Consider the following 13,440-nt stretch of genomic DNA (forward strand, 5'->3'; position numbering starts at 1 on the left):
CGAAAGGAGCGAGTCGCTTGAGCAAGCGCAAATTCGTGTATACACCGCCGGAAAACGGCTATCCCGAATGGAATAACAATCCGGACATCTTTCAATTGAACCGCATGGACGCCCACGCGACGTTCATTACGCATGCCTCGCTGGAGGAGGCGCTCGCCGGCGAGCAGGAGAAGTCTTCGTCCTATATGTCCCTGAACGGGACCTGGAAGTTCTCTTGGGCGGAAAATCCCGACAAGAGGGTGCGGGGATTCGAATCGCCGGACTACGACTGCGGCGGTTGGGACGACATCCCCGTACCCGCCCACTGGCAAATGCACGGCTACGACTATCCGCAGTATACGAATATCCGGTATCCGTGGAGCGAGCGGGAGCCGATCGAGCCGCCGTTTGCCCCGACGGCGTACAACCCGGTCGGCGCGTACGTCCGTACGTTCGCCGTGCCTGCGGACTGGGCGGGCCAGCCGGTCTTCATCAGCTTTCAGGGCGTGGAATCCGCCTTCTACGTCTGGCTGAACGGAGAACTGGTCGGGTATAGCGAGGATACCTTTACGCCGGCGGACTTCGACCTGACGCCGTATTTGATCGAGGGGGAGAACAAGCTGGCCGTCGAGGTTTACCGCTGGTGCGACGCCAGCTGGCTCGAGGACCAGGACTTCTGGCGGCTGAGCGGCATTTTCCGGGAGGTTTACCTGTATACGGCGCCGGAGACGCACATTTACGACTTCGCCGTCAGGACCGATCTCGATGACGATTTCGCGGACGCGGACCTGCATGTGAAGCTGCGGCTCGACAATTATTTCGTCCGCGAGGCGGGCACGGTGACGGTTACCGGCGAGCTCTACGACGCAGACCGATTGCCGGTGCTTTCCCGTCCGCTCTCCATCGAGGCGGCGATCGGTACGGCGGAATCCGCCGAGGCGTCGGCTTCCGTTCGCGTGGATCGTCCGCTCAAATGGAGCGCGGAGCAGCCGAACCTGTACACCCTCGTGCTGACGCAGCGGAATGCCAAGGGAGAGACGACGCAGATCGTGAGCTGCAAGGTCGGCTTCCGGCGCTTCGAGATTGCGGAAGACGGGCTCATGCGGATCAACGGCGAACGCATCGTCTTCAAGGGCGTCAACCGGCACGAATTTTCCTGCGACACCGGTCGCGCGCTCGGGGTCGAGGAGATGGTGAAGGACATCCTGCTCATGAAGCAGCACAATATCAACGCGGTCCGAACGTCGCACTATCCGAATCACCCGAAGTGGTACGATCTGTGCGACGAATACGGCCTTTACGTCATCGACGAAACGAATCTCGAAACGCACGGGAGCTGGCAGTACGGCCAGTCGGAGGAGGACGAAGGCATGGCCGTGCCGGCAAGCAAGCCGGAGTGGACCGCCAACGTGATCGATCGGTGCAACTCGATGCTGCAGCGCGACAAAAACCATCCGTCCGTCGTCATCTGGTCGCTCGGCAACGAATCGTGGGGCGGCGACAACTTCGTCCGCATGCACGACTATTTGCGCGAGCAGGATCCGACCCGCGTCGTCCATTACGAAGGCGTCGTCCTCTGCCGCAAGTGGGAATCGGCGTCGGACGTGGAGAGCCAGATGTACACGCGGCCCGATGCGGTGGAGGCTTACGCCGCCGCCAATCCGGGACAGCCCCGCAAGCCGTTCGTTCTCTGCGAATACAGCCACGCGATGGGCAACTCCAACGGCAACCTGTTCAAATACACGGAGCTGTTCGACCGCTATCCGGTGCTGCAGGGCGGCTTTATCTGGGATTGGGTCGACCAGGCGATTCGCACGAAGCGGCCCGACGGACGCGTGTTTCTCGCGTACGGCGGCGACTTTGGCGAATCGCCGCACGACGGCAACTTCAGCGGCAACGGCCTGCTGTTCGCGGACCGGTCGGTAACGCCGAAGCTGCTGGAGACCAAAGCCTGCTATCAAAACATCCGTTTCCGCGCGGCGGACCAGCGCCGGGGACAGTTCGAGGTGACGAACGGCTTTTTGTTCACCGATCTGGAGGCGTTCGATCTCGTCTGGCGGACGACCGCGAACGGAACGCCTGTCCTGGAAGGGCGGACGACCGTTCAAGCTGCGCCGGGCGAGACCAAGCACGTCGACCTTTCCGCCGCTTTTCCGGCCGAAACCGTGCCCGGTGAAGAATACCTGATTGCGCTGAGCTTTGTCCTGCGGGAAGCCGCGTCATGGGCGGCCGCGGGGCACGAGATCGCCTTCGCGCAATTCGAGGTGCCGTTTGCGCATGCGCCCGCCGTCAGCGAGCAGCATCCGCAAGGCCCGGTGAAGGTGCGGGATCACGGCACGGAGTTGACCGTGGAAGGCGAACGGTTCGAAGTCCGGTTCGACAGCGGGACGGGCGACCTGGTTTCGTACAAGCTGGGCGGAGAAGAGCGTCTGCTGTCCGCGCCGCGGCCCAACTTCTGGCGGGCGTACACGGACAACGACAAAGGCTGCGGCCTGCATGAACGTTCCGCGACGTGGCGAGAGGCAGGCGCGGGACGCAAGCTGCGGAGCTTCGGCTGGGAGCGCACGCACGACGGCGCTTACGTCGTCGCGGATTTCGAGCTGCCGACGGAGCCCGTCTCCTCCTGCACGATGGCGTATCGGGTGCACGGCGACGGCACGGTCGACGTCGAGCTGCGCCTGCTGCCCGGCGAAGGGCTGCCCGACCTTCCCGAATACGGGGTGCTATTCGAGATGGCGAACGATTACGGGCGGATCGCCTGGTACGGCAAAGGCCCGCACGAGAACTATGCGGACCGGAACCGGGGTGCTCGCGTCGGTTTGTACGAAGGTTGGGTGAAGGAGCAAGTCACGCCCTATTTGCGTCCGCAGGAATCCGGCAACAAAACGGAGGTGCGGGCGGCGGCGGTCACGAACGCGTCCGGAGGCGGCTTGCGATTCGAGGCGGCGCCCCGGTTCGAGTTCAACGCCACGCCGTATTTGCCGCAGGAGCTCGAAGCTTACACGCACCAAGACCTGCTGCCCGAGCCTGCACGGACGGTCGTGCGGATCATCGGCAGGCAGATGGGCGTCGGCGGCGACGACAGCTGGGGGGCGCCTGTTCATCCGGAGTTCAGACTGTTCGCGAATCGGACGTACGCGCTCGCGTTCCGGATGAAAGCCGTTGAATAATTCCGCCCGAAAGACGGGAGAATATTCCTGTCTGGAGGTGGAAGGGACATGGCGAATCGCGAACAGATCGTGGCCGTCCGCAAAAACGGCGACGGCGACATCGTGGAGCTGAAGCTGTCGAACGGCCAGGTGGTCGACTATAAACAGGCCCAGCAGATGGCGAAGGACGACCAGATCGAAAACGTAAACGTCTTTCGCGGCAGGGACGGCGACGAGCATCTCCGCTCGGATCCGGACGGACGCGAAGACAATAACTTGGACAATCTGCCGACCTTCTGAGCAGGGCCGGCGGGGAAAAGGCTCTTTCGCGCGAACCTTCGCGCCGTAAGAGCCTTTTTGCCGTCCCTCCTCATGTTGTAAGTACAAGTTAGATAGAGAGTATATAGACTTCTATGTTTATAGAAGGGAAAATGAATCGATGCTTGAAAACCCTTACGACTTCTTGTAAACTAAAACCGATCTAGTGGTACGTACAAGTTAAGCGAACTTCTAGGAGGTTATCCCATGCTCCAAACGAAATCTTACGTCTTTTGGTTCGTAACCGGCAGCCAGCACCTGTACGGTCCCGAGACGCTGGAAGAAGTGAATGCGCATTCGGCGGAGATCGCCGCAGGGTTGAGCGAGGCGCTTCCCTATCCGACGCTGTTCAAGCCGGTCGTCACGACGTCGGACGAGATCCGCAAGGTCATTATGGCGGCGCAGGCGGACGAGACGTGTGCCGGGATTATCACCTGGATGCACACGTTTTCCCCGGCCAAGATGTGGATCTCCGGCCTGTCGGAGCTGCGCAAGCCGCTGCTTCATCTGCATACGCAGTACAATCGGGACATCCCTTGGGACACGATCGACATGGACTTCATGAACACGAACCAGGCCGCCCACGGCGACCGGGAATACGGCTTCATCGGGGCGCGGATGGGCATCGCCCGCAAAGTCGTCGTCGGCCATTGGCAGGATCCGGCCGTGCGGGAGCGGGTAAGCGCCTGGCAGCGCGTCGCGGCCGCCTATGCCGAGAGCCGCAGCCTCAGGGTCGTCCGCTTCGGCGACAACATGCGGCAGGTCGCCGTGACGGAGGGCGACAAGGTCGAAGCGGAGATCAAGTTCGGCTGGTCCGTCAACACGCATGGCGTCGGCGATCTGGCCGCCTTCGTGGATGCCGTCTCGGCGGACGAGGTGGAGCGCCTGTTGGGCGAATACGCCGAGCAGTACGAGATCGTCGAAGAGGGGCTTCGGCCGGGGCCGGTCCGGGACGCGATCGCCTACCAGGCGCGCCTGGAGATCGCGATCAAGCGGTTTCTGGAGGAAGGCGGGTTCTCGGCGTTCACGACGACGTTCGAGGACCTTCACGGCCTCGAGCAGTTGCCGGGGCTCGCCGTTCAACGGCTCATGGCCCAAGGCTACGGCTTCGCGGGCGAAGGCGACTGGAAGACGGCGGCGCTGACCCGGCTGATGAAGGTTATCGCGGGGGGTGTCGATACCTCCTTCATGGAAGACTATACGTACCATTTCGAGCCGGGTAACGAACAGGTGCTGGGCGCCCATATGCTGGAGGTGTGTCCGACGCTCGCCGCCTCGAAGCCCCGCATCGAGGTCCATCCGCTCGGCATCGGCGGCAAGGCGGACCCTGCGCGCCTTGTCTTCGACGGCAAAGGCGGTTCGGCTCTGAACGCTTCCCTCGTCGATATGGGCAGCCGCTTCCGCCTGATCGTAAACGAGGTGGAGGGCGTTCCCGTCGATCGGCCGATGCCGAAGCTGCCCGTCGCGCGCGTGCTCTGGAGGCCCCAGCCGTCATTGCAGACCGGTGCCGAGGCATGGATCCTCGCCGGTGGCGCGCACCACACCGTCTACTCGTTCGCGGTGACGACCGAGCAGCTGCTCGACTTCGCCGAGATGACGGCTATCGAAGCCGTCGTCATCGACCGCGATACGCGGATCCGCCAGCTAAAGAACGAACTGCGCTTCGGTCAAGTCGCCTGGGCGCATCGTTAACTACCGTTTTCTGCAGCAGGCTCTCTCCGGAGGGTCTGTTTTTTTTGCGTCTTTGGTCCTGTATGCTGCTCGAATGGTGTCGAACCTAACATCAACTTCCCTCACGAAGTGTATAAATGGGAAATGGGCGAATGTTTGAAAACTATTTTTGAAAATTCGGATGAAACCAACGACGTTTTGCTTTATAATGGGTGTTATATTGATGTAATTTGTAAGGAATAATGACAAATTGTTAACGCAGTGTTAAAAGCTTGACCGCACCGTTGTCGAAGGAGGCGTTCCCGGCATGACGGCCCCATTCTCGCACATTTCCCAGGAAGATCTGTATTTGTTTCATCGAGGCGAGCTGTTCCGTGCCTATCGTTCCTTCGGCGCGTTTCCGGCCGAAGAAGCGGGGCGGACCGGCGTCCGCTTCGGCGTCTGGGCGCCGAACGCCGGGGAAGTGCGGGTAGCCGGCGCTTTCAACGGCTGGGATGGCCGCGACCATCCGCTGACGGCGACCGGGTCGACTGGCGTCTGGCAGGGGTTTGTGCCCGGTCTGGGCGAAGGAGACCTGTACAAGTTCGAGCTCGTCGACGCCGCCGGCCGACGGTCGCTGAAGGCGGACCCGTTCGCCTTTCGCGCCGAGCTTCGGCCCGGCACCGCCTCGATTGTCGCCCGCTTGGACGGCTACGCATGGGGGGACGGCGTTTGGATGGAGCGGCGGGATCGCGTGCCGCCATACGAACGGCCCATGCTCGTCTATGAGACGCATCTCGGCTCGTGGCGGATCGACGGTCCGGAGCGGTTCCGGTCATACGACCGTCTCGCCGACGAGTTGGTCGATTACGCCGTTTCCATGGGGTACACCCACTTGGAGGTGCTGCCGCTCACGGAGCATCCGCTGGATTTGTCCTGGGGCTACCAGGCGACCGGTTATTATGCGCCCACCGCCCGGTACGGCCCGCCCGACGGGCTGAAGGCGCTCGTAGACCGCTGCCACCGAAGCGGCATCGGCATCCTGCTCGACTGGGTTCCCGGCCACTTTTGCAAGGACGATCACGGGCTGCGTCTGTTCGACGGCACGCCGCTGTTCGAACCTGCCGATCCGCGGCTCGCGGAGAAGCCGCTCTGGGGGACACTCGCCTTCGACTTCGCCAAGCCCCAGGTGCAGAGCTTTCTGATCTCCAACGCGCTGTACTGGCTCGACATCTTCCACTTCGACGGATTGCGGATAGATGCCGTCGCCAGCATGATCGACCTCCACTTCGACAAACCACCCGAAATGCATACGTTCAACCGTCACGGGGGCGCCGAGCATCTCGAGGCCCTTCAATTTCTCCGCAAGCTGAACGAGACGATTTTCCGGCATCATCCCGAAGCTCTGGTCGTTGCGGAAGACTCCTCGGCCTGGCCGTCCGTCACGGGACCGACGTACCTCGGCGGACTGGGGTTTAACTACAAATGGAACATGGGCTGGATGAACGACCTGCTTCACTACATGGAGACGCCGCCCGAACGACGCTCGGAACGGCACGACCTCGCCACGTTTTCCATGATGTACGCCTATAGCGAAAATTACGTCCTGCCGCTGTCCCATGATGAAGTCGTGCACGGTAAACGCTCGCTACTGAGCAAGATGCCCGGCTCGTACGAAGAGAAATTCGCCAACCTGCGCCTGTTCTTCGGCTACTGGATGACACACCCCGGCAAAAAGCTGCTGTTCATGGGCGGCGAGTTTGGCCAGTTCGACGAATGGAAGGATGCGGCGGAGCTGGACTGGATGCTGCTCGACTACCCGCAGCACGCCGCGATGCAGCGATACGTGCGCGATCTGAACGCGTTGTACGTGGCAGAGCCCGCCCTATGGCAGCGAGATCACACGCCCGACGGTTTCACTTGGCTCGACGCGGACAACGCCGCTCAGAGTGTGCTCAGCTTCGTCCGCCGGGCGAGCCGTCCGAAGCGCCACCTGGTGGCGGTCTGCAACTTCTCCGGCGTTCGCTACCCCGCGTTCCGGATCGGCGTCCCCGAAGGGAAGGACTACCTGCTTGCTTTGAACAGCGACGCCGCCGATTACGGCGGCGGAGGCGCGTGCGTCCCCCGGCGCTACAAGGCCGAACGGCACCCTTATCACGGACAGCCGTTCAGCATCGAGATCCCCTTACCCAGCTTGACGTTCCTGCTGCTGGAGCCGGATTCGGCTCTGGCCGACTAGCTTCGAAATCCCCATTCCACGAGAGAGCGAGGAGCGTTCATGAAGCAGCGCAGCGAATGCGTGGCCATGCTGTTGGCCGGCGGCGAAGGACGTCGCTTGGGCGTCCTGACCAAAGACCTTGCCAAACCTGCCGTCCACTTCGGCGGGAAGTATCGGATCATCGATTTTACCCTCAGCAATTGCGTCAACTCGGGCATCGATACGGTCGGCGTCCTCACCCAGTACCAGCCGCTCGTGCTGAACCAGTATCTTGGCATCGGCAGCCCGTGGGGGCTGGATCGGAGGGAAGGCGGCATGCACGTCCTGCCTCCCTACGTCCGGCAAAAAGGCGGCGTCTGGTACAAGGGAACGGCGAACGCGATCTATCAGAACCTCGGCTTCATCGAACGCTACGACCCCGAATACGTCCTCATCATTTCCGGCGACCACATTTACAAGATGGATTACGATCTCCTGCTCGACTCGCACAAGCGCAACCGCGCCGACGCCACGATCGCCGTTATCACCGTCCCCTGGGCCGACGCGAGCCGGTTCGGCATCCTGGGCGTTGACGAGGACGAGCGCGTGGTCGAATTCGCGGAAAAACCCAAGCAGCCGCAAAGCAACCTCGCTTCGATGGGCGTGTACCTATTTTCCTGGCCCGTGCTGCGGGAATCGCTCGTCCGCGACGAAGCGCAGGCTGGATCCTCCAACGACTTCGGCAAAGACGTCATCCCGGCGATGTTGCGCGAAGGCGCCAGGCTGTTCGCACATCGCTTCGAAGGCTATTGGAAGGACGTCGGGACCATCGAGAGTCTATGGCAGGCGAACATGGATCTGCTTGCGGATGAGCCGGCGCTCGACCTGAACGACCGGTCTTGGCGCATCTACTCCGTCAATCCGAACCGACCGGCGCATTATTTGTCCCCCCTCGCCAGCGTTCGCAATTCGCTCGTGAACGAAGGCTGCGTCGTCCAAGGCCGCGTGAACCGGTCGGTGCTGTTCCATGGCGTGCAGGTCGGAGAAGGCAGCGTCATTGAGGACGCCGTCATCATGCCGCGCGCCGTCATCGGAAGAAACGCGCGCATCGTCCGCGCGATCGTCGGCGAAGGAGCCGTCGTCGGGGATGGCTGCGCGATCGGTGCGCAGGACCAGGAAGACATCGCCGTCGTCGGCAGCGGCGACCGGATCGAAGCGGAACCGAGGCTGGAGGAGGCGAATCCCGCATGAAGCTGCCGCTCATGGGCGTTATCAATCTCATTCACGAGACCGAGGAGATCGGCACGCTGACGGCGAACCGCTGTCTGGCGACCGTACCGTTCGGAGGCCGCTACCGGCTCATCGACTTCACGCTGTCCTCGATGGTGAATTCGGGCATCCCCAAGGTCGCTGTATTCGCGCATACGAAATACCGCTCGCTGATGGACCATCTCGGGTCGGGGAGCAACTGGGACTTGCATCGCAAGCAAAGAGGCCTGTTCGTTCTGCCGCCCGCGATGGAGAGCCAGTCGGACTTCGGCAAAGGCGATCTGTACCACTTTTACCGGCACCGAGACTACTTCGCGCACAGTCCTTTCGATTATGTCGTCATCGCCCGCAGTCATATGGTGTGCAATCTCGATTTCGGGCGGGTGCTCGCCCATCACCGCGAGCGCGGCGCCGACGTCACGGTCGTCTGCAAGCGGTGGCCGGACGCCGCGACGGGGCTGACCCGCAAGGCGAAGCTGGATGCGGACGGCCGCGTCGTCGAGATGCAGGACCATTACGGGCGTCTCGCCACCGACGTGGTGTCGATGGAAATGTACGTGCTGCGCAAGGAACTGCTGCATGACCTGGTGGAAACGACGCTTGCGCAGGGCAAGGACCATTTCGTCAGCCATGCGATCCTGTCGCGCCTGCAGGAGCTGCACGTCGGCGCGTATATGCACGAAGGGGTGCTCGGCGTCGTCAACACCATCCCCGCGTTTTACCGGCATAACATGGAGCTGCTGCAGCCGGACGTCTGGAACGAGCTGTTCTTTTCGCCGGGACCGATCTATACCAAGGTAAAGGACGAACCGCCGACACGTTACCGGAGCGGCTCCGAGGCTTCGGGCTCGCTCATCGCGAACGGCTGCGAAATCGAGGGTACCGTTCAGGGGAGCATTTTGTTCCGGGGCGTGAAGGTGCGCAAAGGCGCGATCGTTCGGGGCAGCATCGTCATGCAAAACGGCGTCGTCGGGGCGGATGGCGTGCTGGAAAACTGCATTCTCGACAAGGAAGTCGAAATCCGGCCGCAGCAGCATTTGAAAGGGTCGGCGCACATGCCGTTTCTTGCCTTGAAGCGGAATGTTATTTAGCTGGCGTGAAGACGGAGAGGGGGTAACGCGATGAACGTCTGGTTCGCGGCTTCGGAAGCCGTCCCGCTCGCCAAAACGGGCGGGCTCGCGGACGTCGTCGGGGCGCTGCCGAAGGCGCTCGCCGCGCGCGGAGTGGACGTCACGGTGGTCATGCCCAAGTACGGGGGCATTCCGGAAGAATGGGTGCGGGAAATGAAGGACCGGGGTCATTTTTACGTGGCGATGGGGTGGCGCAGGCAGTATTGCGGCTTGCTCGAAACGGTGGCGGACGGCGTCCGTTTTCTGCTCGTGGACAACGAATATTACTTCAAACGCGGCTATTTGTACGGGTATGGAGACGAGGCGGAGCGGTTCGTCTTCTTCAGCTTCGCCGTCGCCGAGGCGCTGGCGCGCAGCGACCGGCTGCCGGACGTCGTGCACTGCCACGACTGGCAGACCGGGCTCGTCCCGTTTTTGCTGCGCACCCGCTACGCATACGACCCGGGCCTGCGGAACGTCCGGACCGTGTTCACCATCCACAATTTGCAGTATCAGGGCGTGTTCTCCCGGGGTCTCCTACAAGACCTGCTGTCGGCGGGGGACGATCTGCTGGGGGAGGACGGCATCGAGTTCTATGGCGCGGCCAGCTGTATGAAGGCAGGACTCATGTACGCGGACAAGCTGACGACCGTCAGTCCGACCTATGCGCGGGAGATCCAAACGCCCGAATACGGGGAAAAGCTGGACGGCGTCCTGCGGGCGCGGGCGGGGGATTTGGTCGGGATCGTGAACGGCATCGACACCGAGTCGTACGATCCGATGACCGATCCGTACGTGCGGGCGCCCTATCGGCAATCGTTGGCCAAGAAGCGGCTGAACAAGCCGGCGCTCCAGGAAGAGCTGGGCCTTCAAGTCGACGCCCGAACCCCGCTCGTCGGCATCGTTTCCCGGCTCGTTCGGCAGAAAGGGATGGATCTGATCGGGCAAGCGCTGCCCGAGCTGCTGCAAGAGCGGGTGCAGATCGCGGTGCTGGGAGCCGGAGATCCGGATTTCGAAGGGATGTTTCGCGATGCGATCGGCCGCTATCCCGGCCGCATCGCCGTCTGGTTCGGCTTCAACGAAGGGCTCGCCCGCCGCATTTACGCGGCATCCGATCTGTTCCTGATGCCTTCTCGGTTCGAGCCTTGCGGGCTGAGTCAGCTCATCTCGCTCCGGTACCGTACCGTGCCGATCGTCCGGGAGACCGGTGGGCTGTGCGATACGGTCGAAGCGTTCAATGAATACGAAGGGACGGGCAACGGCTTCAGCTTCGGTCCCGCGACCTCGCACGACCTGCTGTATACGGTGAGAAGAGCGCTCGCCTTCTACGAAGACGAAGAAGCCTGGGCACGGATCGTGGCGAACGGCACCAAGCGGGATTACGGCTGGGCGGCTTCCGCCAAGCAATACGAGCAGCTCTATCGAACGCTCGCTCAATAGGAGAGGATGGATTTCATGGCTCGGCATCTGGTCATCGGCAACGGCAAAATGCTCGTCAATTTGGACAACCGCTGCTTTCTGCGCGATCTTTACTTTCCGTATGTCGGGCAGTTGAACCATATCGGCGGCCAACCATGCCGCTTCGGCGTCTGGTGCAACGGCAAATTCGTCTGGCTGGACGATCCTGAGTGGACGATCGAACTTGGCTATATCGAGAATTCGATTGTGACGAACGTGACGGCCCGTCACGAGGGACTCGGGCTGGAGCTGTACATGAACGACGGCATCCACCAGCGGGAGTGCATTTACCTGAAGCGGGTCGTCGTACGAAACCTGACGTCCGATCCGAAGGATGTGCGTGTCTTCTTCCACCAGGACCTCATGATCGACGGCAACGAGGTCGGAGACACGGCGGCGTATTACCCGGCGAACCGCACGGTGTTCCACTACAAACGCTCTTCCTACTTCATGTTCAACGGACGATCGCAGACCGGCGGCATCCATCAATTCTCGACGGGGATCAAACGGTTCCATGCCGCGGAAGGGACGTGGCGGGACGCCGAAGACGGGGAATTGTCCGGCAACGCGATCGCCCAGGGGTCGGTGGACAGCACGGTGAGCTTCCGCGTCGAGCTGCCCGGCGGAAGCGAGAGCACTCTTTACTACTGGATGTCCGTCGGCAGCCGCCTGGAGGAAGTCAAAAGGCTGGATCAATACGTGCAGGAAAGCCACCCCGAAAAGCTGCTCAGCCGGATCGTCATCTACTGGAATCATTGGCTGACAAAGGTCGGCAGCCAGTTTCACTTCGGCGATCTCCCGGGCGAAGTGGTGCGGCTGTTCAAGCACAGCCTGCTGATCGTTCGGACGCAGATCGACGAGCGGGGTGCCATTCTGGCAGCCAACGACACGGATATTCTCCAATACAATCGCGACCACTACAGCTACATGTGGCCTCGGGACGGCGCCCTCATCGCGGACGCGATGTCGACCGCGGGCTATCATGGGACGATCGCGCCGTTTTTCGATTTTTGCGGCAAGGCGTTGTCCCCGGAGGGCTATCTGTACCACAAATACAACCCCGACGGCACCGTCGGCTCGAGCTGGCATCCCTATGTCGTCCAAGGCGCGTCCCGGCTTCCGATTCAGGAGGACGAGACCGCGCTCGTCCTGTTCGCGCTCTGGAAAGATTACGAACGCCACGGGGAAATCGAGCTGCCGCAGTCGCTGTACCCGTCCCTCGTCCGCAAAGCGGCTTCCTTCCTTTGCGACTACGTAGATCCGTCGCTTGGCTTGCCGCTGCCCAGCTACGATCTGTGGGAGGAGCGCTACGGCATCTGGACGTATACCGTTGCCTCGGTCTACGGGGGCTTGATGGGGGCCGCCTACTTCGCGGATCTGTTCGGCGACTACGAGCGCAGCGACCGGTACCGCAGCGTCGCGGAGCGGATGAAGTTAGGCATGCTAACGCATCTGTGGGACGAGGAGGCGGGGCGGTTCGCTCGCGGACTCGTTCAGCGGGACGGAGTGTGGGAGAAGGATCTGACGATCGAGAGCAGCCTGTTCGGCCTCTATGAATTCGGCGTGCTTCCGCCCGACGACGACCGCGTGGCGCGGACAATGCACGCGATCGAGCGCGGGTTGTCCGTTCATACGGATGTCGGAGGTGTCGCTAGATACACGAACGACTACTACTTCCAGCAAACCGGAGACGTCGAGCATGTGCCTGGCAACCCGTGGATCATCTGCACGCTTTGGGTGGCGGACTTTCAGATCGAGACGGCCCGAACGCTTGCCGACCTCGATCGCCCCCGGGCGACGCTGGAATCGATCGTCCGCCGGACGCTCGAAGGCGGCAATCTGCCGGAGCAGGTGCACCCGATGGACGGCGCGCCGCTGTCCGTCGCTCCGCTGACCTGGTCGCACGCCACCTACATCAAGACCGTTTGCCGCTATTTGCGCAAGCGCGAACAATTGGCATCCGGGCAGGGCGTGCATTAAAGGGGACCGCTCCAATTCGAATCGCACCCTCTTCCGTTGGCGGGAGAGGGTTTTTCGGCGTTTGCGCGATATCCCTTTCGCTCAGGTTGTTGGGCTAGTCCGCCGTAGTTGCTTGCGTGTCGATATCCCTCTCGCTCAGACGGCTGAATCGGTCATTGGACGGACCCATGCACGATATCCCGTTCGCTCAAGTCGTTTTACCGCGATATCCCTATTGCTCAGGACAAAGAAGGATCATCTGCCTCCCTTTTGCGCAATATCCCCTTCGTTCAGGTGAATTCGCAGCTGATGTTTTCGAGGATGGGTTGAAAAAACAAGCAAATGCCTCGTG

8 protein-coding genes are annotated in these 13,440 nt (G+C 61.8%); all 8 read left to right on the forward strand.

Going from position 1 to position 13,440, the window contains the following annotated elements:
* The first annotated feature begins 17 nt into the window (after nt 1–17).
* The 8 genes from lacZ to LKX83_RS09700 all read left to right on the forward strand — a co-directional run bounded on the left by lacZ (nt 18) and on the right by LKX83_RS09700 (nt 13,109).
* Nucleotides 18–3,149: a beta-galactosidase, LacZ type gene (lacZ, locus tag LKX83_RS09665; protein WP_227881976.1), complete on the forward strand. Its 3,132-nt coding sequence runs from the start codon at nt 18–20 to the stop codon at nt 3,147–3,149.
* A 48-nt stretch (nt 3,150–3,197) separates the two neighbouring features.
* Nucleotides 3,198–3,428, forward strand: a complete 231-nt coding sequence (locus LKX83_RS09670) for a DUF3892 domain-containing protein (RefSeq protein WP_227881977.1) — start codon at nt 3,198–3,200, stop codon at nt 3,426–3,428.
* Nucleotides 3,429–3,653: 225 nt separating this feature from the next.
* Nucleotides 3,654–5,138: an L-arabinose isomerase gene (gene araA / locus LKX83_RS09675; RefSeq protein ID WP_227881978.1), complete on the forward strand. Its 1,485-nt coding sequence runs from the start codon at nt 3,654–3,656 to the stop codon at nt 5,136–5,138.
* Between the two features lie 286 nt (nt 5,139–5,424).
* Entirely contained in the window at nt 5,425–7,335 is a 1,911-nt protein-coding gene (gene glgB / locus LKX83_RS09680; RefSeq protein ID WP_227881979.1) for a 1,4-alpha-glucan branching protein GlgB, read from the forward strand.
* 39 nt (nt 7,336–7,374) lie between these two features.
* Nucleotides 7,375–8,544 (forward strand): glucose-1-phosphate adenylyltransferase, encoded by a 1,170-nt coding sequence (locus LKX83_RS09685; RefSeq protein ID WP_227881980.1) that lies wholly within the window; start codon nt 7,375–7,377, stop codon nt 8,542–8,544.
* Complete coding sequence (glgD, locus tag LKX83_RS09690; protein WP_227881981.1) at nt 8,541–9,653, forward strand: glucose-1-phosphate adenylyltransferase subunit GlgD; 1,113 nt, start codon at nt 8,541–8,543, stop codon at nt 9,651–9,653. The genes LKX83_RS09685 and glgD overlap by 4 nt, the downstream gene beginning before the upstream one ends.
* Before the next feature lie 30 nt (nt 9,654–9,683).
* Complete coding sequence (gene glgA, locus LKX83_RS09695; protein WP_227881982.1) at nt 9,684–11,111, forward strand: glycogen synthase GlgA; 1,428 nt, start codon at nt 9,684–9,686, stop codon at nt 11,109–11,111.
* 15 nt (nt 11,112–11,126) lie between these two features.
* A complete protein-coding gene (locus LKX83_RS09700) occupies nt 11,127–13,109 on the forward strand; it encodes a glycoside hydrolase family 15 protein (RefSeq protein ID WP_227881983.1) in 1,983 nt (660 codons plus the stop codon).
* Nucleotides 13,110–13,440 lie beyond the last annotated feature (331 nt).

The organism is Cohnella baijiui (genome assembly GCF_020731285.1).
Classification (GTDB): Bacteria; Bacillota; Bacilli; order Paenibacillales; family Paenibacillaceae; genus Cohnella.